This is a genomic window from Streptomyces sparsogenes (assembly GCF_001704635.1).
GTDB lineage: Bacteria > Actinomycetota > Actinomycetes > Streptomycetales > Streptomycetaceae > Streptomyces > Streptomyces sparsogenes.
In genome coordinates this window covers 37,336-63,277 of sequence record NZ_MAXF01000035.1, presented here as the reverse complement: position 1 = coordinate 63,277, position 25,942 = coordinate 37,336, and the positions used below count along the sequence as shown (strand labels likewise).

27 protein-coding genes and 1 riboswitch are annotated in these 25,942 nt (G+C 73.2%); of the genes, 17 read left to right on the top strand and 10 right to left on the bottom strand.

Annotated elements, in window-relative coordinates; translation table 11 throughout:
- Nucleotides 1-29 precede the first annotated feature (29 nt).
- Both BBH68_RS07540 and bcp read right to left on the bottom strand, forming a co-directional pair.
- Nucleotides 30-845 (bottom strand): alpha/beta fold hydrolase, encoded by an 816-nt coding sequence (locus tag BBH68_RS07540; protein ID WP_065960038.1) that lies wholly within the window; start codon nucleotides 843-845, stop codon nucleotides 30-32.
- A 164-nt stretch (nucleotides 846-1,009) separates the two neighbouring features.
- The gene (gene bcp / locus BBH68_RS07535) at nucleotides 1,010-1,477 is read right to left on the bottom strand and encodes a thioredoxin-dependent thiol peroxidase (protein ID WP_065959996.1); all 468 of its coding nucleotides are present in this window, start codon (nucleotides 1,475-1,477) and stop codon (nucleotides 1,010-1,012) included.
- Between the two features lie 152 nt (nucleotides 1,478-1,629).
- Here bcp and BBH68_RS07530 point away from each other — a divergent pair, with 152 nt between their 5' ends.
- A complete protein-coding gene (locus tag BBH68_RS07530) occupies nucleotides 1,630-1,950 on the top strand; it encodes a DUF3618 domain-containing protein (RefSeq protein ID WP_065959993.1) in 321 nt (106 codons plus the stop codon).
- 98 nt (nucleotides 1,951-2,048) lie between these two features.
- Nucleotides 2,049-2,390, top strand: coding sequence for a GroES family chaperonin (locus tag BBH68_RS07525; protein ID WP_065959991.1), 342 nt, complete (start codon nucleotides 2,049-2,051; stop codon nucleotides 2,388-2,390).
- Between the two features lie 119 nt (nucleotides 2,391-2,509).
- On the opposite strand, the gene BBH68_RS07520 is transcribed toward BBH68_RS07525, so the two are convergent.
- Nucleotides 2,510-4,846, bottom strand: coding sequence for a transglycosylase domain-containing protein (locus BBH68_RS07520; protein WP_065959988.1), 2,337 nt, complete (start codon nucleotides 4,844-4,846; stop codon nucleotides 2,510-2,512).
- 289 nt (nucleotides 4,847-5,135) lie between these two features.
- On the opposite strand from BBH68_RS07520, the gene BBH68_RS07515 reads away from it, so the two are divergent.
- Genes BBH68_RS07515 through BBH68_RS07500 form a run of 4 tightly spaced genes read left to right on the top strand, consistent with a single transcriptional unit; the run spans nucleotide 5,136 to nucleotide 8,564 of the window.
- Nucleotides 5,136-5,936 carry an ABC transporter permease gene (locus BBH68_RS07515; protein ID WP_065959986.1) on the top strand — a complete coding sequence of 267 codons (801 nt, stop codon included), beginning with the start codon at nucleotides 5,136-5,138 and terminating at the stop codon, nucleotides 5,934-5,936.
- 55 nt (nucleotides 5,937-5,991) lie between these two features.
- Entirely contained in the window at nucleotides 5,992-6,756 is a 765-nt protein-coding gene (locus BBH68_RS07510; RefSeq protein WP_425428786.1) for an ABC transporter permease, read from the top strand.
- Between the two features lie 33 nt (nucleotides 6,757-6,789).
- Nucleotides 6,790-7,806: an ABC transporter ATP-binding protein gene (locus BBH68_RS07505; RefSeq protein ID WP_065959982.1), complete on the top strand. Its 1,017-nt coding sequence runs from the start codon at nucleotides 6,790-6,792 to the stop codon at nucleotides 7,804-7,806.
- Nucleotides 7,803-8,564: a DUF1707 SHOCT-like domain-containing protein gene (locus BBH68_RS07500; protein WP_425428784.1), complete on the top strand. Its 762-nt coding sequence runs from the start codon at nucleotides 7,803-7,805 to the stop codon at nucleotides 8,562-8,564. Before BBH68_RS07505 ends, BBH68_RS07500 begins: the two co-directional genes overlap by 4 nt.
- A 107-nt stretch (nucleotides 8,565-8,671) precedes the next feature.
- Here the strand turns inward: BBH68_RS07500 and BBH68_RS07495 are convergent, their stop codons facing one another.
- Nucleotides 8,672-9,979: an SGNH/GDSL hydrolase family protein gene (locus BBH68_RS07495; RefSeq protein WP_065959978.1), complete on the bottom strand. Its 1,308-nt coding sequence runs from the start codon at nucleotides 9,977-9,979 to the stop codon at nucleotides 8,672-8,674.
- Nucleotides 9,980-10,277: 298 nt separating this feature from the next.
- On the opposite strand from BBH68_RS07495, the gene BBH68_RS07490 reads away from it, so the two are divergent.
- The 5 genes from BBH68_RS07490 (at nucleotide 10,278) to BBH68_RS07470 (ending at nucleotide 14,800) form a co-directional block, all read left to right on the top strand.
- On the top strand, nucleotides 10,278-11,588 hold the full coding sequence (locus tag BBH68_RS07490; protein ID WP_425428785.1) for a DUF445 domain-containing protein: 1,311 nt from the start codon (nucleotides 10,278-10,280) through the stop codon (nucleotides 11,586-11,588).
- Between the two features lie 94 nt (nucleotides 11,589-11,682).
- On the top strand, nucleotides 11,683-12,504 hold the full coding sequence (locus tag BBH68_RS07485) for a class E sortase (RefSeq protein WP_065959973.1): 822 nt from the start codon (nucleotides 11,683-11,685) through the stop codon (nucleotides 12,502-12,504).
- 61 nt (nucleotides 12,505-12,565) lie between these two features.
- Nucleotides 12,566-12,874, top strand: coding sequence for a DUF6412 domain-containing protein (locus tag BBH68_RS07480; protein ID WP_065959970.1), 309 nt, complete (start codon nucleotides 12,566-12,568; stop codon nucleotides 12,872-12,874).
- A gap of 215 nt (nucleotides 12,875-13,089) precedes the next feature.
- Nucleotides 13,090-13,857, top strand: a complete 768-nt coding sequence (locus BBH68_RS07475; protein ID WP_065959967.1) for a YidC/Oxa1 family membrane protein insertase — start codon at nucleotides 13,090-13,092, stop codon at nucleotides 13,855-13,857.
- A gap of 88 nt (nucleotides 13,858-13,945) precedes the next feature.
- A complete protein-coding gene (locus tag BBH68_RS07470) occupies nucleotides 13,946-14,800 on the top strand; it encodes a fumarylacetoacetate hydrolase family protein (protein WP_065959965.1) in 855 nt (284 codons plus the stop codon).
- Here the strand turns inward: BBH68_RS07470 and BBH68_RS07465 are convergent.
- Nucleotides 14,787-15,896 (bottom strand): Gfo/Idh/MocA family oxidoreductase, encoded by a 1,110-nt coding sequence (locus tag BBH68_RS07465; RefSeq protein ID WP_065959963.1) that lies wholly within the window; start codon nucleotides 15,894-15,896, stop codon nucleotides 14,787-14,789. The genes BBH68_RS07470 and BBH68_RS07465 overlap by 14 nt on opposite strands.
- A gap of 55 nt (nucleotides 15,897-15,951) precedes the next feature.
- Between BBH68_RS07465 and BBH68_RS07460 the strand changes: the two genes are divergently transcribed.
- Complete coding sequence (locus BBH68_RS07460; protein ID WP_065959960.1) at nucleotides 15,952-17,061, top strand: ROK family transcriptional regulator; 1,110 nt, start codon at nucleotides 15,952-15,954, stop codon at nucleotides 17,059-17,061.
- Between the two features lie 180 nt (nucleotides 17,062-17,241).
- Nucleotides 17,242-18,219 (top strand): hypothetical protein, encoded by a 978-nt coding sequence (locus BBH68_RS07455; RefSeq protein ID WP_079150855.1) that lies wholly within the window; start codon nucleotides 17,242-17,244, stop codon nucleotides 18,217-18,219.
- Between the two features lie 32 nt (nucleotides 18,220-18,251).
- Here BBH68_RS07455 and BBH68_RS41390 read toward each other — a convergent pair whose 3' ends face one another.
- On the bottom strand, nucleotides 18,252-18,422 hold the full coding sequence (locus BBH68_RS41390) for an antitoxin (RefSeq protein ID WP_141712965.1): 171 nt from the start codon (nucleotides 18,420-18,422) through the stop codon (nucleotides 18,252-18,254).
- Nucleotides 18,423-18,669: 247 nt separating this feature from the next.
- On the opposite strand from BBH68_RS41390, the gene BBH68_RS07450 reads away from it, so the two are divergent.
- The 3 genes from BBH68_RS07450 (at nucleotide 18,670) to BBH68_RS07440 (ending at nucleotide 20,473) form a co-directional block, all read left to right on the top strand.
- Nucleotides 18,670-19,449, top strand: a complete 780-nt coding sequence (locus tag BBH68_RS07450; RefSeq protein WP_065959957.1) for an HAD-IIA family hydrolase — start codon at nucleotides 18,670-18,672, stop codon at nucleotides 19,447-19,449.
- Nucleotides 19,450-19,556: 107 nt separating this feature from the next.
- On the top strand, nucleotides 19,557-19,859 hold the full coding sequence (locus BBH68_RS42540; RefSeq protein ID WP_065959954.1) for a hypothetical protein: 303 nt from the start codon (nucleotides 19,557-19,559) through the stop codon (nucleotides 19,857-19,859).
- A gap of 5 nt (nucleotides 19,860-19,864) precedes the next feature.
- Nucleotides 19,865-20,473: a sortase domain-containing protein gene (locus BBH68_RS07440; protein WP_245737941.1), complete on the top strand. Its 609-nt coding sequence runs from the start codon at nucleotides 19,865-19,867 to the stop codon at nucleotides 20,471-20,473.
- A gap of 95 nt (nucleotides 20,474-20,568) precedes the next feature.
- On the opposite strand, the gene BBH68_RS07435 is transcribed toward BBH68_RS07440, so the two are convergent.
- Both BBH68_RS07435 and BBH68_RS07430 read right to left on the bottom strand, forming a co-directional pair.
- A complete protein-coding gene (locus BBH68_RS07435; protein ID WP_065959950.1) occupies nucleotides 20,569-21,360 on the bottom strand; it encodes a CbtA family protein in 792 nt (263 codons plus the stop codon).
- A gap of 15 nt (nucleotides 21,361-21,375) precedes the next feature.
- Complete coding sequence (locus tag BBH68_RS07430; RefSeq protein ID WP_065959948.1) at nucleotides 21,376-21,594, bottom strand: CbtB domain-containing protein; 219 nt, start codon at nucleotides 21,592-21,594, stop codon at nucleotides 21,376-21,378.
- A 37-nt stretch (nucleotides 21,595-21,631) separates the two neighbouring features.
- Nucleotides 21,632-21,786: riboswitch (cobalamin riboswitch) on the bottom strand.
- Between the two features lie 175 nt (nucleotides 21,787-21,961).
- On the opposite strand from BBH68_RS07430, the gene BBH68_RS07425 reads away from it, so the two are divergent.
- Entirely contained in the window at nucleotides 21,962-23,041 is a 1,080-nt protein-coding gene (locus BBH68_RS07425) for a glycoside hydrolase family 6 protein (RefSeq protein WP_065959946.1), read from the top strand.
- Between the two features lie 69 nt (nucleotides 23,042-23,110).
- Here BBH68_RS07425 and glxA read toward each other — a convergent pair whose 3' ends face one another.
- Nucleotides 23,111-25,069: a radical copper oxidase GlxA gene (gene glxA / locus BBH68_RS07420; protein WP_065959945.1), complete on the bottom strand. Its 1,959-nt coding sequence runs from the start codon at nucleotides 25,067-25,069 to the stop codon at nucleotides 23,111-23,113.
- Between the two features lie 171 nt (nucleotides 25,070-25,240).
- Nucleotides 25,241-25,921, bottom strand: a complete 681-nt coding sequence (locus BBH68_RS07415) for a FadR/GntR family transcriptional regulator (protein ID WP_065959943.1) — start codon at nucleotides 25,919-25,921, stop codon at nucleotides 25,241-25,243.
- Nucleotides 25,922-25,942 lie beyond the last annotated feature (21 nt).

Sequence of the window (25,942 nt, the reverse complement as noted above, 5' to 3'; positions counted from 1 at the left end):
ACAGCGCCCGGTGTCCGAGGCGAGGGACGTCACGACTTGATGAAGTCGAGGATGTCGGCGTTGAGCTGATCCTTGTGGGTGACGTAGAGGCCGTGCCCGGCCGCCGGGTACTCCTTGTAGACGGTGCCGGGGATCAGCGCCGCGGTGCGGCGGCCGGTCAGTTCGGCCGGGGCGGAGAAGTCCGCGTCGCCGTGGATGACCAGGGTCGGGAGGGTGAGCCCGCGCAGGTACTCGCGGTTGTCGGTGTGGAAGACGGTCTGCTGGACCTGGAGCGTGGCCCAGGGGGATGCGGACAGGCACATCCGGATCTTCCAGTCGATCATGGCGGGGGAGGCCTCGGTGCCCAGCTGGGTGGCGAAGTAGGCCTGTGACTGCCGGGTGAGCCACTTGGGGCGGTCGGTGCGGATCGCGGCGAGCGTGGCGTCCAGGGCGGCCTCGGGGGCGCCCTCCGGGTTGTCCTCGGTCTGCTTGAGGAACGGCAGGATGGCGGAGACGAACACGGCGCGGTCGGCGCGGTCCTCGCCGTGGCGGCCGAGGTAGCGGGCCACCTCGGCGCCGCCCAGGGAGTGGGCGACGAAGATCACGTCGTGCAGGTCGAGGTGGTCGAGGAAGGCGGCGAGGTCATCGGCCAGGGTGTCGATGTCGTAGCCGGTGGAGGGGCGGTCGGAGCGCCCGTGGCCGCGCCGGTCGAAGGAGACGCAGCGGAAGCCCTGCTCGACGAAGAAGGGGATCTGGTACTCCCACATCTCGGTGTTGAGCATGGAGCTGGTGACGAAGACGATCGGCCGGCCCTGCCCGTAGTCCTCGTACGCGAGGCGGGTCCCGTCAGTGGTCTCGAAGAACATCTCGGCTCCCTGGTTCATCCTGGTTCAGCGGTTCGTCGCTGCGATGTGATCAGGATGTCCGAGCCGCCGGAAGCGGTCGATTACGCGCCAGGTAATGCCGGAGCGGCGCCGCGGGGTGACCTGACCACCCCGCGGCGCCGGGCGCCGCCCTGGGGGCGGTCGGGTCAGAGGCCCAGATCCTTGATGATCTTGGCGACATGGCCCGTGGCGCGGACGTTGTACAGGGCCCGCTCGACCTTGCCCTGCTCGTCGACGACGACCGTGGAGCGGATCACGCCGGTGACCGTCTTGCCGTACATCTTCTTCTCGCCGAACGCGCCGTACGCCTGGAGGATCTCCTTGTCGGGGTCGCCGAGGAGGGTGACCTTGAGGCTCTCCTTGTCGCGGAACCTGGCCAGCTTCTCGGGCTTGTCGGGGGAGATGCCGACGACGTCGTAGCCGTGCTGGGCGAGGAGGTCGAGGTTGTCGGTGAAGTCGCAGGCCTGCTTGGTGCAGCCGGGGGTGAGGGCGGCCGGGTAGAAGTAGACGATCACCTTGCGGCCCGCGTAGTCGGCGAGCGAGACAGGCTTGCCGTCCGCGTCGGGGAGGGTGAAGGCGGGGGCGGTGTCGCCGGGCTGCAGGCGCTCGCTCATGGTGGGGTCTCCTCGGGGCACGTGTGCGTGGCGCGGGTGTGTACGTACCCGACATTAGCCAGGTTCCCGATCGGGGGTGCTGTGGGGCGGGGGCCAGGGGGAACTGACACACTGTCCATCACCGGATCATCGAGATTGACGGAGGCAGCGCGGTGTCGGAGGCCAGGACCCCTGCGCAGATCGAGGCGGACATCGCCCGCAGGCGGCAGCAGCTCGCCGTGACGCTCGACGAGATCGGGGTGCGGATGCATCCCAAGACGATCGTCGGGGACGCGAAGGCGAAGGCGGCCGCGGCCGTGGACCGGACGGCGGGGCGGGCCTATGTGTCGGTGAACCGCGCCGTCACCGGCGTGCGCGCCCAGTTCGTCTCCGAGGAGGGCGCCCCCCGGCTGGAGCGCATCATTCCGGTGGCGCTCCTGGTGGTGGGGCTCGCCGGGCTGTACGCGGTGTCCTCGCGGCGTCGCCGTCCGTAGCGGGGCGGCGGGAGCGGGGCGGGGCGGCACGGGTGCCCGGGCGGGCTCTGCCCGGGCTGTGCCACCGGCGCGCCGCCCGGCCAGGTACGGTCAAGGGCGTGAGTACGAACACCTCCCATGACAAGCTGCCCATCCGGATGCTGCACGACCGGGTGCTGGTACGAACCGACATCCCGGAGGGCGAGCGGCGCTCGACCGGCGGCATCGTCATTCCGGCGACCGCGGCGGTCGGCAGGCGGCTGGCCTGGGCCGAGGTGGTCGCGGTCGGGCAGAACGTGCGGACCGTGGAGCCGGGCGACCGGGTGCTCTACGACCCCGAGGACCGGGCCGAGGTCGAGGTCCGCGGCGTCGCGTACGTCCTGATGCGGGAGCGCGATCTGCACGCGGTCGCGGCCGAGCGGCTCGAGGGGTCCGAGGACTCCACCGGGCTGTATCTCTAGCCGGTCCCATGTAGCCGGTCCCATGTAGCCGGTCCATGTAGTCGGATGTAGGCGGTCCGCATGCGCGCAGGGTGGTGGCCGGAGCCACCACCCTGCGCGTTTTCTGTCGCCTGTGCTGCTCAGCCGCCCGACTCGGGGCCGCCGGGGCCGCCCGGGTCACCCGGCCCGCCCGGTCCGCCGCCCGGGTCGGCCGTCGTCGGCTGCGAGGTCGGGACGCCCGTCGGCGGGGTGTACGTCGGCTGGGTCGTCGGGGCCGTCGTCGGGGTGAAGGTGGGCTGGGTCGGGTCGGTGGCGGGGTCGGTCGTGGGGTCCTCGCCGGCCGGCGGGGTGGTGGTCTCCGGCGGCGTGGTGACGGCCGGCGGGGTGGTGGTGTCGGCCGGGAGCGTGGGGGCGTCGGCGCCGTCCTCGGAGCTGAGGTCGAACTCGGCCGGGGTGCGTCCCTGGAGCGCGGCGGCGGTGTACGCGGCCCAGATCTCCGTGGGGTAGCCGCCGCCGTTGATGCGGGGCAGGCCGGTCGCCCCGTACAGCGACTTCTGGGCCCCGGTGGCGGAGTCCTGTCCCATCACGGCCACGACCGTCGCCAGGTCCGGGGTGTAGCCGGCGAACCAGGCCGCCTTGTCGTCCTCGGCGGTGCCGGTCTTGCCCGCGGCGGGGCGCTCGGCGGCCTGGGCGGCGGTGGCGGTGCCGCCGTCCACGACGCTCTGCAGGACGGTGGTGGTGGTGTCGGCGGCGGCGCGCGGGACGGCCTGGTCGGTCTTCTTCTTGGGGAGCGCGATCTCCCGGCCGTCCTTGGTGATCTCGGTGATCTTCGAGACCAGGCTGTACGGGGTGTGCCGGCCGTGGTTGGCGAGCGTCGCGTACGCCTCGGTCATGTCCAGCACGCTGGCCGTGGCGGGGCCGAGCGCGATGGAGGGGGAGGCGGTCAGGTCGGGGGTGTCCTTGGGGATGCCGAGGGCGATGGCGGTCTGCTTGACCTTGGCCGGACCGACGTCCTGGGCCATCTGGGCGTAGACGGAGTTCACCGAGTTGTCGGTGGCCGTGGTGACGTCGATGGAGCCGTAGTCGACGTCGTCCTCGTTGGCCGGGGCGTAGCCGGTGGGCCCCTCGGGGCCGACCACCTCGCGCTTGTTGGTGCCGTCGTAGATCGTGTCCGGGGTGATCGGCTCCCCGCCCTGGGTGGTGGAGCCGTTCTCCACGGCGGAGGTGAACACGATCGGCTTGAAGGTGGACCCGACCTGGTAGTCGGTGCGGGTCGCGTTGTTGACGAACTGCTTGGTGTAGTCGATGCCGCCGTAGAGGGCGACCACCTCGCCGGTCTTGGGGTCGATGGAGGCGCCGCCCGCCCGGACGTACTTGTCGACCTTGCGGGAGTCGCTGAGCTTGCTCATCAGCTTCTCGCGCACGGCGGCGACGAAGGCGTCCTGCTTCTTCCGGTCGATGGTGGTGGTGATCCGGTAGCCGCCGCGGGCCAGGGTCTGCTCGTCGATGATGCCGTTCTTGGTGAGGTACGCCTCGACGGCCTCGACCAGGTAGCCGCGCTGCCCGGACATGCCCGACTGGACGGTGACCTTGCCGGGCATCGGGAAGGTCATCCGGTCGCGGGCGGCCTTGCTCAGCCAGTCCTTCTTGACCATGCCGTCCAGGACGTAGTTCCAGCGGGCCAGCGCCCGGTCCTTGTTCTGCGGGTGGGTGACTACGTCGTAGGCGTTGGGGGCGTTGAGCAGGGTCGCGAGGTAGGCGCCCTCGCCGAGGTCGAGGTCCTTGGCGTTCTTGCCGTAGTAGGCCTGGGCGGCGGCCTGGATGCCGTACGCGTTGCGTCCGAAGTAGCTGGTGTTCAGGTAGCCCTCGAGGATGTCGTCCTTGCTCACCTCCCGGTCCAGCTTGATCGAGATGAAGAACTCCTTCACCTTGCGGGAGACGGTCTGCTCCTGGTCCAGGTAGTAGTTCTTCACGTACTGCTGGGTGATGGTGGAGCCGGACTGCTTGCCCTTGCCGGTGGCGGTGTTCCACGCGGCGCGGACCATGGCCTCGGGGTTGATGGCCGACTCGGAGTAGAAGTCCCGGTCCTCGGCCGCGAGCACCGCGTGCTGGGTGGTCTTGGGGACCTGGCTGAGCGGCACGTACTCCCGGTTGACCTTGCCCTCGCGGGCCAGCGGGGTGCCGTCGGAGTAGAGGAAGACATTGCTCTGGGCGACGGCGATGTCCTTGGCCGCGGGGATGTCGACGAGCAGGTAGCCGGTCACCAGGCCGCCGGCGACGAGCAGCACGATCATCAGGAAGCCGCCGAGCACCATCCGCCAGGTGGGCAGCAGCCGGCGCCAGCCGGTGCGCTTGGGACGGCCCTTCCTGCCCTTGGGGCGGGCGGGCTCGGCATCGCCGTGGTCGCTGGTGTCGTTGGTGCCGGTGACGTCTGCGCCGCCCATGCCGCCGTCGATCAGTTGGGGCTCGTCGCTCATGTCCTTTGAGACTCCTAGACCGCCGTCGAGGGTTGTGCCGCGGCGGAATCGTGCACGGTCGGGCGGTTGGCCTGGTACGCCCCATAAAACACTGTCGCATCATCCGTTCCGGACCAAAGCCGTGGCCCACACCTGTGACAGCTCTGTGACCGGCGGAATGGACGATGCCGCACCCGCCATCCGGGTGGTCTTCCACGCCCCGGCCGGGTGAATAATGCCTGGCTCTCCCTCCCACGGCGCGGCTAAGCTCCAGGGCTTTGGCGCCGGGCGGGGGGAGAGGGGCTGTCCCATGCGGCTGTACGCGGCCGTCACGATGAGCGGCTTCAGACGCTACGCGACGTACCGGGTCGCCACCGCGGCCGGGATCTTCACCAACACGGTCTTCGGCTGCATCGTCGCCTACACCTATATGGCCCTGTGGGACCAGCGGCCGCACCTGGGCGGCTACGACCTCTCCCAGGCCCTGACCTTCGTGTGGATCGGCCAGGCGCTGCTGGCGGCCGTGGCGCTGCTGGGCGGGGGCTTCCAGGAGGAGTTGCAGGAGCGGATCCGCTCGGGGGACATCGCGGTCGACCTCTACCGACCGGTGGACCTTCAGCTGTGGTGGCTGGCCGGGGACCTGGGCCGGGCCCTGTTCCAGCTCCTGGGGCGCGGGATCGCGCCGATGGTGCTGGGCTCGCTGGTCTTCGAGCTGACGCTGCCCCGCTCCGCGCTGACCTGGGTGTGGTTCCTGCTGTCGGTCGCCCTCGCGGTGTGCGTGGGCTTCGCGGTGCGCTACCTGGTCGCGCTCAGCGCCTTCTGGCTGCTCGACGCCTCGGGGATCTCGATGATGAGTGGGCTGCTGTGTCTCTTCTTCTCCGGCATGATCCTTCCGCTGAACGTCTTCCCGGGGGAGCTGGGCGAGGTGGCGCGGACGCTGCCGTGGGCGGCGATGCTGCAGGTGCCCGCCGATGTCTTCCTCGGGGAGCACCGCGGGCTCGGGCTGGTGCGGGCCTTCGCCTTCCAGGCGGGGTGGGCGGCCGTGCTGCTCGCGGCGGGGCGGGTGCTGCAGTCGGTCGCCACACGGAAGGTGGTCGTGCAGGGTGGCTGAATCGCTTCGCTCCCGCGCGTACCACGGGGTGCGCGCCTATCTGCTGATCGTCGGGATGTGGGTGCGCTCCACGATGGCGTACCGCACCTCGTTCCTGATCATGACGGTCGGGAACTTCGCGGCGACCGGGCTGGACTTCGTCGTGATCGCGCTGATGTTCTCGCACGTCGGCACGCTCGGCGGCTTCACCCTGCCCGAGGTGGCCTTCCTGTACGGCACCACCAGCACCGCCTTCGGTCTCGCGGACCTGATCCTGGGCAGCATGGACCGGGTCGGCCGCCGGGTCAGGGACGGCACGATGGACACGCTGCTGGTGCGGCCCGTCCCGATCCTCGCCCAGGTGGCCGCCGACCGCTTCGCGCTGCGCAGGCTGGGCCGGATCAGCCAGGGGCTGCTGCTGCTCGTCTGGTCGCTGGTCCGGCTGGACATCGACTGGACGGTCGACCGGGTGCTGCTGGTGCCGGTGATGCTGCTGAGCGGGGGCGCGATCTTCGGGGCGGTCTTCGTGGCCGGCGGGGCCTTCCAGTTCTGGGCCAACGACGCCTCCGAGGTGCAGAACTCCTTCACCTACGGCGGCAACACCCTGTTGCAGTACCCGCCGACGGTCTTCGGGCGGGAGGTGCTGCGCGGTGTCACCTTCGTGATCCCGCTGGCCTTCGTCAACTGGCTGCCCGCGCTGCACATCCTGCGCCGGGACAACCCGCTGGGCCTGCCGGGCCAGGTGGGCTTCGCCGCCCCCCTGGTCGCGCTCGGCTGCTGCCTGCTGGCCGGGCTGCTCTGGCGGCGGGGGCTGCGGTCGTATCGGAGCACGGGGAGCTGAGAGAGGCTGTGAGAGGGGTTGAGGGGAGCCGGGATGGACGGGTGCGCGGACGACGACTTCATCGAGCTCGACGGGGTCGAGAAGGTGTTCCAGGTGCGGCGCCGGGCCGGGCTGCTGCGCCGCGAGCGGCGCGAGGTGCGCGCCGTGGACGGCATCAGCTTCCGGGTGCCGCGCGGGGAGATGGTCGGCTACATCGGGCCCAACGGCGCCGGGAAGTCCACCACGATCAAGATGCTCACCGGGATCCTGGTGCCCAGCGGCGGCCGGCTGCGGGTGGCCGGGATCGACCCGTCGCGCGAGCGCACCCGGCTGGCGCGGCGCATCGGCGTGGTCTTCGGGCAGCGCACGACCCTGTGGTGGGACCTGCCGCTGCGCGACTCGTACGCGCTGGTGCGGCGGATGTACCGGATCCCCGACGGCCGGTACCGCGAGAACCTGGACCGGTGCGTGGAACTCCTGGACCTCGGCGCGCTGCTCGAGGTGCCGGTCCGTCAGCTCTCCCTTGGCCAGCGGATGCGCGGCGACATCGCGGCCGCCCTGCTGCACGACCCCGAGGTGCTCTACCTCGACGAGCCGACGATCGGGCTCGACGTGGTCAGCAAGGCGAAGGTGCGGGAGTTCCTGCGCGAGGTGAACGCCGAGCAGGGCACGACCGTGCTGCTGACCACCCATGACCTGACCGACATCGAGCAGCTGTGCGAGCGGGTGATGGTCATCGACCATGGGCGGCTGGTGTACGACGGCGGGCTGGCGGGGCTGCACGCGGTGGGGGAGAGCGAGCGGACGCTCGTCGTCGACCTGGAGCGGGAGCTGCCGCCGATCGAGATCCCGGGCTGCCGGACGGTGCGGGTCGAAGGGCCGCGGCAGTGGCTCGCGTTCCCGGCCGGGAGCAGCGCCGCGCCGCTCGTGGCGGCGGTGGCCGACGGATATCCGCTGGTCGACCTGTCGGTGCGGGAGCCCGATATCGAGGACGTCATCGCCCGGATGCTGTACCCGGCGGGGAAGACTGACGTGGCCTCGGGGCCCGGCCCGACTAGTCTGTCCGTATGACGAGCGGTGCATCCTCGGGGGACATGGCGCCCCGACCCCAGGCCGGGTCGCAGATGCGGGCCTCGGACGCCGAGCGCGAGCGGATCGCCGAGGCGCTCAGGGAGGGCGTCGCCGAAGGACGTCTCACCATGGAGGAGTTCGAGGAGCGCCTGGACGCGGCGTACCGGGCCCGGACCCACGCCGAACTCGAACCGCTCGTACGGGACCTCCCGGTGCCCGGCCGCCCGTCCGCCGCCGATCCCGCGCCCGCGGCCGAGGACGGCTGGACGGGGCGGGTCGGCTCCACCCCGACCTCCCGGACCGGGATCGCGGTCATGAGCGGCTTCCAGCGCAAGGGCCGCTGGACCGTCCCGCGCCGCTTCACCTCCTTCGTCTTCTGGGGCGGCGGCGAGATCGATCTGCGCGAGGCCCGCTTCGAGGACCGCGACACGGTGATCCGCTGCTTCGCGATCATGGGCGGTATCCAGGTGACCGCCCCGCCGGACCTCGATGTCCACGTCGGCGGCGTCGGCATCCTGGGCGCCTTCGACCACAGCGGGTCCGGCGAGGGCTCGCCGGGCTCCCCCCGGGTGACCGTCACCGGCCTCGCCCTGTTCGGGGGCGTGGCCGTGGAGCGCAAGCTGCGCAAGGAGGAGCGCCGGCGCATCAAGGAGGACCGCAAGCGGTTCCTGGCCGAGCGCCACGAGGAGCGGCGGGAGCTGCGGGCCGAGCGGCGCGAGCGGCGGAGGTCCCTGGACAGGCGCTGGTCGGACGACTAGAAGCCGGGAGCGGATCCCGCCGGTGCGGATCGCACGGGGTTCGGATCGCACGGGGTTCGGATCGCACGGGGTTCGGATCGCACGGGGGCGGATCCCGCCCCGGCCGGCTACAACTCGGCCGCCGCGCCGCCCCTGAGGTCGTCCAGGTCGAGTGCCCGCGCCATCGCCCGGTAGCCGTCGTCGCTGGGGTGGAGGTGGTCGCCCGAGTCGTACGAGGGGCGCAGCCGCAGCGGGGAGACCGGGTCGCGCAGCGCCTGGTCGAAGTCGACCACGGCGTCGAAGACCTCGCCCGCCCGGATCCGCGTGTTGACCTGCTGGCGCACGGCCTCCAGCCGCGGGGTGTAGCCGCGGTGGCCGTAGAAGGGCGCCAGGGTGGCACCGACGACGCGCAGCCCGCGCGCGTGGGCCTGCTCGGTCAGCCGCCGCAGCCCCCTGACGATCGCGTCCGCGTCGGTCTGGTGCGGGGGGCGCAGTATGTCGTTGACGCCCAGCTCGACGACGACGGCCTTGACGCCCGTACGGGAGAGCACGTCGCGCTCGAAGCGGGACAGGGCGCTGGGGTTGTTCGGCGGCACCTGGGTGCCGTCGGTCAGCACGCGGTTGCCGCTGATGCCCGAGTTGAGCACGCTGTAGCGGGGGGCGCCGGGCTCGGTGCGCAGCCGCTCGGCGAGGAAGTCGGTCCAGCGGTGGTTGGCCCCGGCGGTGGAGGTGATGCCGTCGGTGATGGAGTCGCCGATGACGGCGACGGCGCCGTGGGCCTCCGTGCTCCACACGTCCACGGCCGTCAGATAGCGCCAGTACGGGCTCTGCTCGGTGTAGGCCGCCCCCGCGGTGTCCTCCGTACGGTCACCGCGCGCCAGGTAGGAGGTCTGGCGGGCGTGCGGGTGGTAGGTCACCGAGCCGGAGGCGCGCGGGGTGTAGGTGGTCACCAGCAGGTCGGCGGCCTCCGGGATGTCCAGCCGCACCGGGTCGCTGGTGGCGGCCTGGCCGGGCGGGATGGTCACCCACGAGCGCTCGCCGAAGGTGAGACGGCGCATGGTGCCCGCGGCGGCGGTCGGGTTGCTGGGCGCGGCCGCCAGGGCGAGTGAGGCGTGGGTGATCGTCAGCGGGCGGGCGCTGTAGAGGTTGGAGAGCTGGATGCGCGCCTGGCTGCCGCCGACACTGGTGTGGACGACGTTCCTTATCGACATACCGGCGTAGCCCCGCAGCGTGTTGGGCTCGGCCGCGGCGGCGGACGTGGACCAGGTGCCCACCCAGGTGCCGGCCGAGGCCGGGGCGGCGGAGCCGCCGGGCTTGCGGGCGGCGGCGTCGAGGCTGCCGTCGCTGTTGCCGACTCCGACGAATATCGCGGTCGAGATGAGGACCACCACCGCCGCCAGCGCAGCGAGCACGGCATAAGCCGTGCGTCTGGGCATGGGGGGCACACTCATGGACGGGTGTCTCCTCGGGCAGACGGAGCCTGGGTTTCCCAACCCTGGGCTTCCGAAAGTGGACGATAACTGCGAGAGATCAGCCGCGCCGATGCGGTCCGGTCGGTTCACCATGATCCCATGGCCCCGGCCGCGTCCGCCCGTCGGCCTGCCCCCGGCGTACGGGGCCGCTCGCCCACTCAGACGATGGGAACCGCCCGTACGTTCCACTCCATGGGCGACTGACATAGGAAAGAGACAATGACCGAGGGGACGGCTCGACCGGGTGGAGCGAATGGACCGGATGGACCGGATGACGACGGGTGAGTCGGGAGCGCCGCCGTCCGCGGCCTTCTCCTTCGACAGCCCCCTGGACGTGGAGAAGCGCCGCGGCGTGCGCCGCATGAAGACCATCGCGACGGCGCTGCTGCTGGCCGTCGCCGTGGTGTACGCGCTGGCCACCTGGGCGCGGTCGGCCGGCGCGGGCGGCTGGGCCGGTTACGCGGCCGCGGCCGCCGAGGCCGGCATGGTCGGCGCCCTGGCCGACTGGTTCGCGGTGACCGCGCTGTTCCGGCGGCCCATGGGGCTGCCGATCCCGCACACCGCGATCATCCCCACCAAGAAGGACCAGCTGGGCGTGAGCCTCGGCGAGTTCGTCGGCGAGAACTTCCTGTCCGGCGACGTGGTGCGGCAGCGGCTGAGGACCGTCGGCATCGGCAGCCGGCTGGGCACCTGGCTGGCCGAACCCGCCCACGCCGACCGGGTGACGGCCGAACTGGCGACGGCGCTGCGCGGCGCGTTGAGGGTGCTGCGCGACTCCGACGTACAGGCCGTGGTGGGCGAGGCGATCACCCGGCGCGCCGACGCGCAGGAGATCGCACCGGGCCTGGGCAAGATGCTGGAGCGAATTGTCGCGGACGGCGGACACCGCCGGGTCGTGGACCTGGTGTGCCTGCGCGCCCACGACTGGCTCGTCGAGCACAACGAGTCGGTGATGGAGGCGGTGGCGGGCGGCGCGCCCGGCTGGACGCCGCGGTTCGTCGACAAGAAGGTCGGCGAGCGGGTCTACAAGGAACTGCTCCGGTTCGTCAGCGAGATGCGCGACATGCCGGCCCACCCGGCGCGCGGGGCCCTGGACCGCTTCCTCACCGACTTCGCGGGCGACCTTCAGTCCGATACCGACACCCGCACGCGCGTGGAGCGCCTGAAGACCGAGGTGCTGGGGCGGGGCGAGGTGCAGGACCTGATCGCCTCGGCGTGGGCCTCCGTACGGGCGATGATCGTCGCGGCGGCGGAGGACGAGCGCAGCGAGCTGCGGCTGCGGGCGCGGGCGGCGATCCTCTCCCTCGGCGCACGGCTGGCCACGGAGGAGCGGCTGCGGGCGAAGGTCGACGGATGGCTGGAGGACGCGGCGGTGTACGTGGTCACCACCTACCGGGACGAGATCACTTCGCTGATCACCGAGACCGTGGCGGGCTGGGACGCGGAGCACACCTCGCGGAAGATCGAGGCGCACATCGGGCGGGACCTCCAGTTCATCCGGATCAACGGCACGGTCGTCGGCGCGCTGGCCGGGCTGGTGATCTACACGGTCTCGCGGCTGCTGGGGGCGTAGGGGGTGTGCCGGCCCGGCGTTGCTCTGGCGAGCGCGTGGCTCTGGAGAGTGCGGGCCGCAGGGCCTATGGTGCCCCGACCGGAGGGAGGTCGGCGTGCGGCGGCAGCGGTTACCGGTGGTCGTACGGGGGCGGCGCGCGCGGCGGGCGGTCCTGGCGCGGGTCCTGTGGACCGGCGCGGAGCTCGTCGTCACCCTCGGTCTGGTCATGCTGCTCTTCGTCGTCCACCAGCTGTGGTGGACCAACCGGCAGGCGCGGGAGGGCGCCGAGCGGGAAGTGGCCGCCCTGGAGCGGGAGTGGCGCGCCGGGGGCGGGGACGGGGACGGCTCGGCGGGGGAACGGCCCGGCGGTGACTCGTCGGGGGCCTCGCCCGGCGCCTCCGCTCCGGACTCCGGCCGCGCCGGGACCCGTACCTCCCCCGCGGCCGCCGGACCCCGGAGCCCGAGCCGGGACCAGACCTACGCCGTGCTGCGCATCCCCCGCATCGGGCTGACCGCCCCCGTGGCCGAGGGCATCAGCAGGGCGGGGGTGCTCAACAAGGGCTACGTGGGCCACTACCCGAAGACCGCGCAGCCCGGCCAGGCGGGCAACTTCGCGCTCGCGGGCCACCGCAACACGCACGGCGAGCCGTTCCGCCACCTCGACGAGGTGCGCCCCGGCGACACGATCCGGGTCGAGGTGGCCGACGCCCGCTACACGTATGTCGTCGAGCGGACCCTGGCGCGCACCTCGCCCTCCGACGGCACGGTCGTCGCGGCGGTGCCGCACAGTTCCCGGCATCCGCGCTACCGCTACACCGAGCCGGGCTACTACATCACGCTGACGACCTGCACCCCGGAGTACACCTCCCGGTACCGGCTGGTGGTGTGGGGCAGGCTGAAGGCGGCCGAGCCGCGCGCTGTCGGTGGCGGCGGCTAGACTCTTTTTCGAACTCAAGTAGCGGGCGGAGCAGGGGAATCGCGGGGGGAGGGGGAGTCCGATGGTCCATCGCGTGGAAGTGCTGCGGGCGCACCTCGGCGTGCTCCTGTTCCTGCTGACGGGATCGCTCCTCACCCACACCGGCCTGATCAGCGCCGTCGCCCTCGCCGCGACCGCCGCGCTCGCGGCCGCGCTGCTGACCTGCGCGCTGCTGGCCGCCCGCTGTCTCGCCCCGCTTCCGCCGGGGCGAATACGCACCGCGATACGGGACAGGGAGCGCCGCACGGCGTTCCTGGCCCAGCGGGATCCCGACGCCTCCGGCCGGCCGCGGCCGCGAGCGCCGGGCCGTCGCCTGCCGACGGCCGCGTAGGGGCTCTTCTCCCGCATCCCGCGACCCGCATTCGGGCGAAACCCGTATCCGGGCGCGTCCCGAGTCGGGGCGCGTCCCGTATCCGGGCGCAACCCGCATCCGGGCCCTGAAGCCCGCGCGGCTCGTCACGCCGACTCACCGGATCCCACCGATTCCGGCACCGCGTTCCGGCACGCGTTCCGGCACCACGACGAGACCCCGTGGAGGGCTTTCCCATGTCCGTTTTCGCCTCGCTGGGCACCCTGCTGGCCTGGCTCGCCGACCGTCTCGCCCCGCTGTTCGGGGCGTCCGCGACGGCCGCCGCGATCGTCCTGTTCACGCTGTGCGTGCGCGCCGCGCTCCATCCGCTCGCCCGCGCGGCCGTGCGCGGCGAGAAGGCGCGGGCCGCGCTCGCGCCCAAGATGGCGGAGCTGAGCCGCCGTCACAAGGGCGATCCGGAGCGGCTGCGGCGCGCCGTGGCCGAGCTGTACGAGAAGGAGTCGGCCTCGCCGCTGGCGGGCTGTCTGCCGACGCTCCTCCAGCTCCCCGTCTTCTTCGTGATGTACCACCTGTTCTCCACCGGCAGCGGAGCCGGTGACCTGCTGGAGCACACCCTGGCGGGCGCCCCGCTGGGCGGCCGGTGGGGCGGCGACCCGACCCCGCCCCACGGCCCGGTCTACCTGGCCCTGTTCGCGCTGATCGCGGCGGTCGCCGCCTGGACGTACCGCCGCGCCGTCAAGGCGGCCGGGGACCGGCCGGCCGCCCCCGGGGTCCCGGCCGGCGCGGCCAGGCTGCTGCCCCTGCTGTCGTTCGGCACGCTCGTCACCGCGGCCGTGGTGCCGCTCGCGGCCGGGCTGTACCTGGCGACCAGCACGACCTGGACCGCGGTCGAGCGGGCGCTGCTGCACCGTCAGGGCCCCGACGAGAAGGCGGCCGCGAAGGGCGAGGAGCGAGACGTGAAGGCCAAGAAGGGAGCCCAAGGGGCCGGCCGGTCCAGTAGGTGAACGGAGTCTTGCGGAGTGGACGTGGCTCTTGGAGGATCGCCAGCCAGGGAGCGCCCCTTCGACCCTTCGATCTACGGGAGTCATCAGGATGAAGCTGCTGCGTGTCGGACCGGCGGGGGCCGAGCGCCCGGCGGTGCTCGACGAGACGGGCACCCCGCGCGATCTGTCGGGCCTGGTCGAGGACATCGACGGGACCCTGCTCGCCGATGAGGCGGCGCTCGCCCGGATCCGCGAGGCGGCCGCCTCCGGGGAGCTGCCCGCGCTGGACGCCGGCTCCCGTATCGGCCCGCCCCTGGGCCGTATCGGCAAGATCGTGTGCATCGGGCTGAACTACCACGACCACGCCACGGAGACCGGCGCGGCGATCCCCGAGGAGCCGATCCTCTTCATGAAGGCCCCGGACACGGTCGTCGGCCCCGATGACACGGTCCTGGTGCCGCGCGGCAGCGTGAAGACCGACTGGGAGGTGGAGCTGGCCGTCGTCATCGGGCGGACGGCCCGCTACCTGGAGTCCGACGAGGAGGCCCTCGCCGCGGTCGCGGGCTACGCCGTCGCCCACGACGTCTCGGAGCGGGCGTTCCAGATCGAGCGCGGCGGCCAGTGGGACAAGGGCAAGAACTGCGAGACGTTCAACCCCCTCGGCCCCTGGCTGGTGACCGCCGACGAGGTCCCCGACCCCCAGGCGCTGGCCCTGAGGCTGTGGGTCAACGGCGAGCTGAAGCAGGACGGCACCACGGCGGACCAGATCTTCCCGGTGGCCCAGGTGGTCCGCTACCTCAGCCAGTTCATGACCCTCTACCCGGGTGACGTCATCAACACCGGCACCCCGGCGGGCGTGGCCTTGGGACGGCCCGAACCCAAGCCGTATCTGCGGGCCGGGGACGTCGTCGAGCTGGAGATCGACGGGCTGGGGCGGCAGCGGCAGGAGCTCAAGGGAGCGTGACCGTGCGGCCCTCCGCGGCCGAGGTGCGGGCCGCCTCCAGGACGCGGAGGGCGGCCGCGGCCTCGGCGGCGGTGACCGGCGGGGCGCCGCCGGTCCGCAGGGCGGTGGCGACGGCCCGGTAGTACGCGGGGTAGTCGCCCGGGAGGGTGGGCACGGGCTCGCCGCCGCCGGTCAGGGGGGACTCCCCGGCGCCCAGCCGGCCCCAGGCGGCCTCGGGCTCGGTGCCCCAGGGGGCGCCGCCGTCGGTGCCGGGGCGCAGGCCCTCGCGGAGGGCGGACTCCTGGGGGTCGAGGCCGTACTTCACATAGCCCGCCTGGCTGCCCAGGACCCGGAAGCGCGGGCCGAGCTGGGCGGCGGTCGCGCTCATCCACAGGTGGGAGCGGACGCCGCCGGCGTGGGTGAGGGCGACGAAGGTGTCGTCGTCGGTGCGGGCGCCGGGGCGGCGGACGTCGACCTCGGCGTAGACGGAGGTGACCGGGCCGAAGAGGGTGAGGGCCTGGTCGACGAGGTGGCTGCCCAGGTCGTACAGCAGCCCGCCGATCTCGGCCGGGTCGCCGGACTCGCGCCAGCCGCCCTTGAGCTGGGGGCGCCACCGCTCGAAGCGGGACTCGAAGCGCCGCACGTCGCCGAGCGCGCCCTCGGCGATCAGCCGGCGGAGCGTGCGGAAGTCGTTGTCCCAGCGGCGGTTCTGGAAGACGCTCAGCAGCAGCCCGCGGCGCTCGGCCAGCGCGGCCAGGTCCTCGGCCTCGGCGGCGGTCGCGGCGAGCGGCTTGTCGACGACGACCGGCAGCCCGGCCTCCAGGGCGGCGTGCGCGAGGGGCACGTGGGTGCGGTTGGGGGAGGCGACGACGACCAGGTCCAGCTCGTCGGCGCGCGCCCACAGCTCGTCCGCGGAGGCGGCGAGGCGCACCCCGGGGTACTCCTCGGCGGCCTGCCGCTGCCGCTCGGGGCTGGAGGTGACCACGGTGTCCAGGACGAGGCCGTCCGTGGCGGCGACCAGGGGGGCGTGGAAGACCGAGCCCGCCAGGCCGAAGCCGATCAGGGCGACGCGTGCGGGGGTGGAACCAGGGGTGCCGGTGTCAGCCAGGGAAGCCATGGGGCCACTTTGACAACAGTGTTGCGGAAGCGCAAGCGGCGGCCACAATGGTGGCGTGAACAGTGGCCTGAACAGCGGCGTGCCCGGAGCCAACCTGTCCGCCCTGCGCGGCCACAACGCGGCGCTCGTCCTCGGCCTGCTGCGGGACGCGGGCGAGGGCGGGGTCAGCCGCCTGGAACTGGCCGCCCAGACCGGGCTGACCCCGCAGGCCGTCAGCAAGATCACGGCCCGGCTGCGGGCGGACGGGCTGGCCGCCGAGGCGGGCCACCGGGCGTCCACCGGAGGCAAGCCGCGCACGGTCCTGCGGCTGGTCCCCGGCGCGCGCCGGGCGGTCGGGCTGCACCTGGACCGCGACGAGCTGACCGCCGTCCTCGTCGACCTCGCAGGCACCACCCTCGGCCGGCGCACGGTCCCCTTCGACTTCGGCGCCGGGGCGGCGAAGGCGCTCGCCGTGGCCGGGCGCGAGGTCGAGGCGCTGCTCGCCGAGGCGGGCGGCGGCCGCGACGGGCTGCTGGGGGCCGGGGTGGCCGCGCCCGGGCCGCTCGACCACGGGTCCGGGGTGCTGCGCCGGGTCACCGGCCTCCCCCGCTGGGACGGCTTTCCGCTGCGGGACGCGCTCGGCGAGCGGCTCGGCCTGCCCGTCGTCCTCGACAAGGACACCAACGCCGCCGCCCTGGGGCTCACCGTCGGCCGCGCCCGGCGGCCCGCCGGGTCGTTCGCCTATCTCCACCTCGGCACCGGCCTGGGCGCCGGGCTCGTCCTGGGCGGGGCCGTCCACCGGGGAGCCCGCACCGACGCGGGGGAGTTCGGGCACCAGGTGATCCAGCTGGACGGGCCGCCCTGCGGCTGCGGCAACCGGGGCTGCCTGGAAGCGCTGTGCCTGGCCGCCGTCGCGGACGGCGATCCGGCCCGGGCGGCGCGCCTGCTCGGCGTCGGCGCCGCCAACCTCGTACGGCTGCTGGACATCGACCGGGTGCTGCTCGGCGGCCGGGTCGTGCTGGCCGACCCCGAGCCGTACGCCCGCGGCGTGGCCGCCACGCTGGCCGCGGACGCGGCGCGGGCCGGCGGGCGCGCGGTCCCGGTGGACGTGGTCGGGCGGGGCGGCCAGGCGGTGGCGGAGGGCGCGGCGCAGCTGGTGCTGGCACCGCTGTTCGCGGTGGGGTGAGGGCCGCCGACGGGCTGACGACACGACGAGCCGAAGAGCCGATCGGGTGAGGATCCGATGGGCCGATCGGGTGAATTCCGACCGCCGGTTGTGGGCCTTCGGCACACCCGGCCGCGTGTCGGCCGCCCGGGCGTGGAAGGCAACAGGGCACCCGGGAAAACACGGCAGCAGAGGTCGCCCATGCGCTCGCCCTCCACCCTCGTCGTCCGAGCCGCCAAGTCCACCGCCGTCCTCGCGCTCGCGCCGGTCCTGTGGTGCGGCCCCGCCGCGCACGCCCTCCCGCACGCCCCCGCGGCCGAGCCCGGGTCGGTGCCCTCCTGCGGGCGGCGCGGCAGCTCGGAGTTCCCGATCGACGCCCGGCTGTACGGCGGGCCGAAGCGGTACGCGCCCGGCGGCGGCTGGCGCGCCTGGCACCTGGAGCTGCGCAACACCACGCGCGCCGAGTGCCGCGCCATCCACCCCATCGCGATCCTCGTCGACCGCGGGCGCGCCCTGCGGCCGAGCCACATCCGGATGGAGTTCCTCGACCCGTACGGCGAGAACCCCGACGGCGGCACCTGGCGGCCCGTGTCCTTCGAGACCACCGACGAGCACGAGAACATCGGGGTCTTCGGCGACCCCTTCCCGGGCTTCACGGTGCCCGCGCGCGGGCGCGTGGAGGTCGCGGTGCGGACCCGCTTCACCGACTCCGCGCCCACCGGGCCCGTGACCGCGAACGTCATCACGATGCAGCGCCGCGCGGACGACGGGGACTGGGTCGGCCAGTCCGACGACTACGACTTCCGCGTCGAGCGCGCCGGGGAGGCGGGGACGGACCCGGACGAGCGCGCGGACGAGAACGCGGCGGCGGGGGACGGCAGGGTGACGGGGGAGACGGGGGAGACGGGGACGCCTCGTACGGAGGGGACCTCCACCGGCGAGCCCCCCACCAGCGCGCCCAGCCCCGACGGGACCGGTCGCGCGGCCCGTCCCGAGAGCCCCGGCGGCTCCGGCAAGGAGGCGGCCGCCCGCGGCGAGGACGGCGACCAGGAGGCCAGGCCGCCGGAACTCGCCGCGACCGGCCGGGACGCGGTGCTCCTCGGGCTCGCCGCCGTCAGCGGCGCGCTCGTCCTCACCGGGGCCGCCCTGGTGGCCATGTCCCGGCGCCTGCGGCGGTGAGGGGAGGGGAGGCGGGGGCGAGGAAGGAGCCGTTACTGTCCGGGCCCGGGGGGCTGCTCGCCCCGCCGGCGCAGCTCTTCGTCCAGCTTCTCCGCCTCGCGCCGGGGCTGGTCGGTGGCGCCCTTGCCGCCCTTGGGCGCGGCGTGCCGCGCGCGGCTCTGGCGCTTGCCGAGCGCTTCCTTGAGCTTGTCCTTGAGGCTCATCTGAATCTCCTTCGCGGGGAAGTCCCGGGGGACCCGGGGGACGCGGAGGCTTCGCTCTCGATGCGGAAGCGACCTTCCATGACCAGGATCGGACGCCCGTCCTGGTCTGTCGCGCTGGAGCACCCGGCGCGGGACCGCCGCGGTTCGGGCCCGGAGCGGCTGACTACGCTTGGTGCGTCGGCCGCGCCCGTGAGGCGCGGCCGGTGTCCCCCTCAGGCGTTATTGGTGCACGGCAGGAGAGTCCGCAATGGCAGAGCGCAAGCCGATCGAGTCCTGGCTCACCGATATGGACGGGGTGCTGATGCACGAGGGCATCCCGGTGCCCGGGGCCGACGCCTTCATCAAGCGGCTGCGCGAGTCCGGCAAGCCCTTCCTCGTCCTCACCAACAACTCCATCTACACCCCGCGCGACCTCCACGCCCGGCTGTCCCGGATAGGCCTGGACGTGCCGGTCGCCAACATCTGGACGTCCGCGCTGGCCACCGCGCAGTTCCTGGACGACCAGCGGCCGGGCGGCACGGCGTATGTCATCGGCGAGGCGGGCCTCACCACGGCCCTGCACGACATCGGCTACGTCCTCACCGACGTGGAGCCGGACTACGTGGTCCTCGGCGAGACCCGTACGTACAGCTTCGAGGCGCTTACCAAGGCCATCCGTCTGATCAACAACGGCGCGCGCTTCATCGCGACCAACCCCGACGAGACCGGGCCCTCGGCGGAGGGCGCGCTGCCCGCCACCGGCTCGGTGGCCGCGCTGATCACCAAGGCGACGGGGGCCGAGCCGTACTTCGTCGGCAAGCCGAACCCCCTGATGATGCGCGCCGGGCTGAACGCCATCGGCGCGCACTCCGAGACCAGCGCGATGATCGGCGACCGCATGGACACCGATGTGCTGGCGGGTCTCGAGGCGGGCATGGAGACCTTCCTGGTGCTCACCGGGGTCACCCGGCCCGAGGAGGTCGACCGGCACCCCTTCCGGCCCTCCACGGTCGTGAACTCCATCGCGGACCTGGTGGAGCGGGTCTGACTCCGGCACCGGCCGGCGGCGTCTGACCCGTACGGAGCAGCCGGGAGCCGCAGCGGATGCGGCTCCCGGCGGCGCGCGTGAGCCTCGGTGGTGTCAGGAGGTTCACCATGCGCCCGCTCGCCCTCACGCTCCGTACGGCCGCCTGCGCGGCGGCGGTGGTCCTGGCCGCCGCCGGCCCCGCCGGCGCGGACCAGGAGGACGCCGCCCCCGCACGCCACGCCCCGGCGCACGCACACCACGCCCCCGTGCACCGCGCCCACTCGGGCACCGCGCCGGCCGACGCCGCGACGCGCGACGACTTCGGCGGGGCCGAGGCGTACGGACTGGCGCTCTCCGGGGGCACGGCGATGGCCGTCGCCGGGCTCGCGGTGCGCCGCCGCCGTCGCCCGGCCGGACCGGCGGCGGGCTGACGGCGGTGTCCGGGAAGGGCTCCGGCCGGGTGGGCCGGCCGATCGCCGGGGTGATCTGGGCGGCGCTGCTGCTCGGGCTGTGGGTGTGGGGCCACGACGCCGTGGAGGGACTGGGCGGCGCGGTGCCGATGACGGGGGACGTGGCGGCGGTGGGGCGCCCCCCGACGCATCCGCTGCCGCGCGCCCACCGCCCCCTGCCCGCCGTGCCCTCCGCGCGGCCGCGGGGCGTGGTCGTCGAGTCGGTGGGGCTCGCGGCCCCGGTGGTCGCGGGTGCGGAGAGGGGCCGCTACGGGGCCGGGGGCTGGCACTGCGCCGGGGCGCGGCCGGGTGCCTCCGGGGCGTCGGTGCTGGTCGGGCCGGCCGACGGCGGGGTCCTTCGCCGCCTCGGCGGGGTCAGGCGGGGGGACGCGGTGCGGGTGTTCCGGGCGGACGGGACGGTCGCCGAGTTCACCGTCGAGGACGTCGCGCTGGTGACCGCCGAGCGTCTCGACGCCCGGCGGGTGTACGGGGCGCGGGCCCGGGGACGGGCGGAGCTGCGGCTGGTCGCGGGCGGCGGGCCGGGCGGCGCGCGGGTGGTCGTGTCGGCGTATCTGACCGGGAGCCGGCGCGTCTGACCCCCGCGCTTTCCCCGCGCATCCCCCCGCGCATCCGACCGGGCCGGGCCCTGAGGCGGGGTGAGCCGTGCCCACCCCGCCTCGGGGCCGGGGGATCACACGGCGCTGGGGACCGGGTCGGGCCGGTGCCCCGCCGCCCGGCGCTCGCGCAGCGCGCGCAGGCCGAGCGCGCCGAACGTGGCGCCCAGGACCGCCCACAGCACGGCGTGGGAGGCGAGCGAGAGCATCCGGAAGTCCCACAGCAGCGTGCCCTCGACGGGCACCGGGTCGGGGTTGTCGGGAAGGGCGAACAGGGCGAGGAGCACCGCGACGAGGGTCCCGGCGACCGCCGTCTGGCAGACGGCGGGGGCGCGGCCCGCCGCCGTCAGCCGGGTGTGCACCTGCCAGGCGAGCACCATGCCGAGGGCGCCGATCACCACCGCGGCGACCCACATCAGCTGGCGGTCGCCGACCGTGCCCGCGTCGCCGACCCCCGGGGGGTTGGCCGGATAGCGCAGGCCCGGCAGCAGCGAGAGCCCGGCGAAGCCCGCCGCGGCGAGCGCGATCGCGCGGGGCCAGGGCCGGGCGGAGGCGTCGGACCGGCGGTGGACGAGCGCGTGCGCGACCGCGAAGAAGACGCCGAGCGCCAGCCCGACGACCACCGCGGTGACGACGAGGCCGAAGTGCTGGGTGCCGCGGGAGAACAGCTCCTCGTGGTGCTTGACCGCCGCGGCCGCGGCGGCGTGCGAGTGCTCGCCCTCCTGGCGTCTCTCCTCCAGCCGGATGGCACGGTCCATCAGGGGCTCGGCCAGCAGCAGGGAGAACAGCCCGGCGGCGAGGCCCGCGAGGCCGCCCGCCGCCAGTCCGCGCCGGAGCAGGGGAAGTACGGGGACGTGGCCGTCTGCCATGGGTGCCGGACCCGGTCAGTGGCAGGGGGCACCGAAGAGGTGCCGGCCGTCGTGCGAGAACTCGTGCAGGTAGTCGCCGGTCGCCGAGATCAGCGAGCCGTTGTCGATGAAGACCGCGTACAGCGCGATGAGCGCCAGGACGACCGCGCCCGCCGCGATCAGCCAGTCGCGGGTGCGGACGGTGGCGGCCGAGACGGCCGCGGGGTCGGTGTGCCGCGCAGTGTGCAGGGACATCCGCTCTTGCCTCCTTGTGGGGTTTCCACGCCCCTCGCAGGAAGGAGGACGACGGGCCAGTTCCTGACTCCCGGAAGCGCGGCGCGCCCGCGCGCGCTGACTTCCGGTCACAGTGGCGGGACCGTCCCGGATTCGCACCGGGTTCCTGTGTGCCGTCGCCTCGATATATGGACTTGTCGCATCGGAGAGTCCCAGTCGGATGAGTGCCTGTCAACCGGGCGAAATCGCGCGAAGGGCTGTGGACAACCGCACCGGGGTCGGTCTGGTGTGCAAGCATGGTTTCCGCCGGTCTTGAGGGTTTCGGCCGGTCTTGTCCTACCCGGGGCTTGAGGGGTGAGCCCCGGAGCGTGCACCCAAGGGGGAGTGGATGTACGGGAGTCACACCGGCCGCCGGCGTGGGGCCGTGCGCGGCGGGACAGTCCGGGCGCGCGGCGGGGCGGCCCGGGGCGGGGCCGTGGTGGGGGCGCTGCTGTCACTCCTGGCGCTCTCCGGCTGCTTCGGCTCGTCGTCCTCCGACCGCGAGGAGGAGGCGATCGCCGCCGCCAAGCCCGCTCAGCGCCCCCGGAATGTCATGCCGTACTGGGTCAACCCGGACGGCAGCGCCGCCCGGCAGGTCGCCGCGTACCGCAGGAAGGGGAAGGACGAGGAGGCGCGGCTGATACAGCGGATCGCCGAGCAGCCGGTCGCCGAGTGGCTGGGAGTGGACGACCCGGAGGGCCAGGCGCGCGGGTTCACCCAGGCCGCCGCCGCGGAGGAGCGGGACGCGCTGCTGGTCTTCTACAACATCCCGCACCGCGACTGCGGGCAGTACTCCAAGGGCGGCGCCGCCGACGGCGACGCGTACCGCGCCTGGCTGGACAAGGCGGTCAGGGGCATCGGCGACCGGGCCACCACGGTGATCCTGGAGCCCGACGCGCTGCCGCACGCGGTGGACGGCTGCACGCCCAAGCGGTTCCTCGAGGAGCGGTACGACCTGCTGACCGGGGCCGTGGACAAGCTCAAGGGCCTGCCCCGCACCAAGGTCTACCTGGACGCGGGGAATCCGCACTGGATCAAGGACCCGCGCCGGATGGCCGAGCCGCTCAGGCGCGCGGGGCTGAGGAAAGCCGACGGCTTCGCGCTCAACATCGCCAACTACCAGACCACCGGGGACAACAAGGTCTACGGCAAGAAGCTCTCCGCCCTGGTCGGCGGCAAGCCCTTCGTGATCGACACCAGCCGCAACGGCAAGGGCCCGGTGCCCGGCAAGGAGGACCCGGAGGCCTGGTGCAACCCCAAGGGGCGGGCGCTGGGCGAGACGCCGACGGTCCGCACGGGCGATCCGGCGGTCGCGGCCTATCTGTGGATCAAGCGTCCGGGCGAGTCGGACGGCACCTGCAAGGGCGGCCCCCAGGCCGGCCGGTGGTGGCCGCGGTACGCGCTCGACCTCGCCCGTAACGCCACATAGCGCCGCAGGACCCCGACAGCCCGACACCCCGACAGCCGGGCTGTCGGGGTGTCCGGACGGCTGCCGCCGTCAGTGCTTGGCGGCGCCCCGGGAGGCGGGCACCTTCACCCAGACCGCCTTGGAGGGGATCCCCCGATCGTCCACCACCGTGAGCATGTACCACCCCGGCGGGACCAGCGACGGGTCCTCCGGGATCCTGACGCCGACGCTGTCCCCGCTGGTGATGAAGTCCACCGCGATGGACCGCTGCTCGACATTGGTCACATGCGTGAAGGAGCCGGGGCGGATCAGCCGCACCCGCTGGATCGCCGAGGCGTTCCGGGCCCGGTAGGTGGCCGTCGCCCCGCGCCTGAGGGTCCGGGGAGCGCCGTCGGCCAGCGCGGGCCGTGCGCCGCGGAACAGGTACGGCGGGGTGTACAGGTCGATCTGCTGCTGGAACCTGCCCGGCTTGGTGTTGGCGTCGTCGCTGAACAGCGAGTCGGAGCCGAAGGTCATCACCCGGCCGTCGGGCAGCAGCAGTGCCCCGGAGTGGTAGTTGCGGCCCACCAGCGGGTCGGCCACGCCGCGCGAGGTGCCGGTCCTGGCGTCGTAGATCTCCGCCCGCAGCACATTGCTGCCGCCGCGCCCCCGGTAGTCGCCCGAGCCGTTGGTGGTCAGGACGGTGTCGTCGGGGAGGATGACGCTGCTGGGGTAGCGGACCTTCGCGTACAGCTTCGGCCCGTCGCGGAAGCGCGGCCGGTCCTCGTGCAGGTCCACGATGCGGGTCTTCGCGGTGGACTCGGGGTCCTCGCCGACGCCCCCGCCGCCGAGCACCATGTAGCGCTGCTCCTGGGCCGGGGGCAGCAGCACGGACATCGAGGTCTCCAGGACGTCCGGGTCGCTGATGCCGGGCACGGTCTTGAACACGTTGGTCTTCAGGTCCCAGACGCCGGGGGTGCGGCCCTTGTCGTCGGGGCCGTATCCGGCGTTGGAGCCGGTGTAGAAGATCCGGCCGCCGTCGGTGAGGAAGAGCGCCGGGTAGGTGGGGAAGAACCGCTGCTTGCGCAGGTACTTCCAGGTGTTGGTCCGGGGGTTGTAGATCTCGTTCTTCCCCGGTACGACCTGGCCGATCTCGTCCAGGCCGGAGACCGAGAGCACCCGGCCGTCCTGGAGGGTGGTCAGGGTCGGGTACCAGCGGGCCTCGTGCATCGGGTCGACCGGGATGTACCGCTCGGCGACGGGGTCGAACTCATAGGCGTCCTTGATGCCCTGGAAGTCCTTCTTGTCGAAGGACAGCTTCTGCGCGATGCCGTAGAAGTTCCGCCGGTCCTTCCCCCGCAGCCCGTGGATCCGGTAGTTGTCCTCGGTGCCGGTCTGGTACCGCTTCCCCTTGCGCAGCGCCTCGACATAGACCCGGACGGTGCTGGCGGTCACGGTGACCTTGCCGGTCTTGCGGTTCTTGGTCTTCTTAGCGCGCGGGACCAGGACCGGGTCCTTGGACTCGAAGGTCTTGCCGTTCTTCCTGCCGGTGAAGCGGGTGCCCGCCGGGAACGTCTTGGGCTTGTCCGGGTTCTCGTTGTGGACGAACATCAGGCCGCCGGCCTTCTCCACATCGCCCTTGAGCTTCTCGTAGCGCTGGGTGCCGCCCGCCACCAGCAGCTTTCCGTCCGGCAGCTGGGTGTGTCCGGCGCAGAAGAGGTCCTCGGGCGTCGGGATGTTCCGGTACGTGTTCTTCTCGGGGTCCCACAGGACGCTCCGGAAGGACTTGGCGGCGAAGTTCCTGGCGTTGTTCCCGGAGCCCGCGACCAGGAGCACCTTGCCGGTGTGCAGCAGGGCGGCGTGGATCGTGTTGATCCGGTACTCCTCGGGGACGTTCACCACGTCCCAGTGGCCGTTCCTGGCCTTGTACTCCGGCTGGTTGATCTCGTAGTGGTGGTACTTGTCCGAGCTGAAGCGGTAGAGGGCCGGTCCGTTCATTCCGGCCAGCACGAGCACGGCCGCCGCACCGATCCCGAAGCGGCGGGTGCGGCGACTCGGTCGGTACTTCACGTCTTATCGTCCCCCAAGGTAGGGCAAGTGATGTCCAAACGGTCATCGCTGGACGACTGTGGCTCAAGTGGGAGGAAGAGGCGAGCGACCCGCCGAAGGCGGCCGGGAAGAAGCCGAAGACGGCCGGGAAGAAGCCCAAGAGGGCCGGGGAGAAGGGGGCCGGGCGCCGGGTCAGTCGTGGTGGGGGGAGCGCAGCCGCTCCCGGATGTCGCCGAAGTGATCGCGGACGGCGGCCTCGGCCCGTACGACATCGCCGGTGCGGACCGCCTCCAGGATCTCCCGGTGCTGGCGGCAGGTGACCTTGGGGTCGGCGTGCAGATCCACCAGATCGGTGCGCACCCGGTGGAAGGCGTCCCAGAACGCCTCCAGCACCTCGCTGAGCAGCAGATTGTCCAGGCCGCGGTGGAGGGCGGCGTGGAAGGCCCGGTCCGTCTCGGCGCGCACCGCGCCCTCGGCGGCCTCCGCCTCCATCCGCTCGACCAGGGCGTCCAGCTCGGCCAGGTCGGCCGGGGGTATGCGCCCGGCCAGCCGCGCGATCAGCCCGGTCTCCACCGCCTCGCGCAGCTCCAGCAGTTGCAGCAGGCTGTCCTCGCCGCGGTAGTGGCCGGCGACGGTGCGGAAGAGCAGCCCCTCGATCATCGGCGCCATCGACATGGGCCCGACGTAGGTGCCGAAGCCGTGCCGGATCTCCACGATGCCCATGGCCTGGAGCCCCTTGAGGGCCTCGCGTACGGAGTTGCGGCTGACGCCGAGCAGCTCCATCAGCTCGGTCTCGGTCGGCAGCGGGGCGCCGGACGGCAGCCGCTGGTCGATGATCAGGCGCTTGATGCGCTCCTGAATGTCGCTCGCCATGCCGCGAGTGCGCGCCGCCAC

What these genes read in the sequence shown, in the direction of transcription:
- BBH68_RS07415 (WP_065959943.1), bottom strand. Translation starts at nt 25,921, where the DNA reads ATGGCGAGCGACATTCAGGAGCGCATCAAGCGCCTGATCATCGACCAG.
- bcp (WP_065959996.1), bottom strand. Translation starts at nt 1,477, where the DNA reads ATGAGCGAGCGCCTGCAGCCCGGCGACACCGCCCCCGCCTTCACCCTC.
- BBH68_RS07450 (WP_065959957.1), top strand. Translation starts at nt 18,670, where the DNA reads ATGGCAGAGCGCAAGCCGATCGAGTCCTGGCTCACCGATATGGACGGG.
- BBH68_RS07510 (WP_425428786.1), top strand. Translation starts at nt 5,992, where the DNA reads ATGTGGGTGCGCTCCACGATGGCGTACCGCACCTCGTTCCTGATCATG.
- BBH68_RS07480 (WP_065959970.1), top strand. Translation starts at nt 12,566, where the DNA reads ATGGTCCATCGCGTGGAAGTGCTGCGGGCGCACCTCGGCGTGCTCCTG.
- BBH68_RS07515 (WP_065959986.1), top strand. Translation starts at nt 5,136, where the DNA reads ATGCGGCTGTACGCGGCCGTCACGATGAGCGGCTTCAGACGCTACGCG.
- BBH68_RS07540 (WP_065960038.1), bottom strand. Translation starts at nt 845, where the DNA reads ATGTTCTTCGAGACCACTGACGGGACCCGCCTCGCGTACGAGGACTAC.
- BBH68_RS07455 (WP_079150855.1), top strand. Translation starts at nt 17,242, where the DNA reads ATGCGCTCGCCCTCCACCCTCGTCGTCCGAGCCGCCAAGTCCACCGCC.
- BBH68_RS07500 (WP_425428784.1), top strand. Translation starts at nt 7,803, where the DNA reads ATGACGAGCGGTGCATCCTCGGGGGACATGGCGCCCCGACCCCAGGCC.
- BBH68_RS07495 (WP_065959978.1), bottom strand. Translation starts at nt 9,979, where the DNA reads ATGCCCAGACGCACGGCTTATGCCGTGCTCGCTGCGCTGGCGGCGGTG.
- BBH68_RS41390 (WP_141712965.1), bottom strand. Translation starts at nt 18,422, where the DNA reads ATGAGCCTCAAGGACAAGCTCAAGGAAGCGCTCGGCAAGCGCCAGAGC.
- BBH68_RS42540 (WP_065959954.1), top strand. Translation starts at nt 19,557, where the DNA reads ATGCGCCCGCTCGCCCTCACGCTCCGTACGGCCGCCTGCGCGGCGGCG.
- BBH68_RS07475 (WP_065959967.1), top strand. Translation starts at nt 13,090, where the DNA reads ATGTCCGTTTTCGCCTCGCTGGGCACCCTGCTGGCCTGGCTCGCCGAC.
- BBH68_RS07490 (WP_425428785.1), top strand. Translation starts at nt 10,278, where the DNA reads ATGGACCGGATGACGACGGGTGAGTCGGGAGCGCCGCCGTCCGCGGCC.
- BBH68_RS07425 (WP_065959946.1), top strand. Translation starts at nt 21,962, where the DNA reads ATGTACGGGAGTCACACCGGCCGCCGGCGTGGGGCCGTGCGCGGCGGG.
- BBH68_RS07470 (WP_065959965.1), top strand. Translation starts at nt 13,946, where the DNA reads ATGAAGCTGCTGCGTGTCGGACCGGCGGGGGCCGAGCGCCCGGCGGTG.
- BBH68_RS07430 (WP_065959948.1), bottom strand. Translation starts at nt 21,594, where the DNA reads ATGTCCCTGCACACTGCGCGGCACACCGACCCCGCGGCCGTCTCGGCC.
- BBH68_RS07435 (WP_065959950.1), bottom strand. Translation starts at nt 21,360, where the DNA reads ATGGCAGACGGCCACGTCCCCGTACTTCCCCTGCTCCGGCGCGGACTG.
- BBH68_RS07520 (WP_065959988.1), bottom strand. Translation starts at nt 4,846, where the DNA reads ATGAGCGACGAGCCCCAACTGATCGACGGCGGCATGGGCGGCGCAGAC.
- BBH68_RS07505 (WP_065959982.1), top strand. Translation starts at nt 6,790, where the DNA reads ATGGACGGGTGCGCGGACGACGACTTCATCGAGCTCGACGGGGTCGAG.
- BBH68_RS07465 (WP_065959963.1), bottom strand. Translation starts at nt 15,896, where the DNA reads ATGGCTTCCCTGGCTGACACCGGCACCCCTGGTTCCACCCCCGCACGC.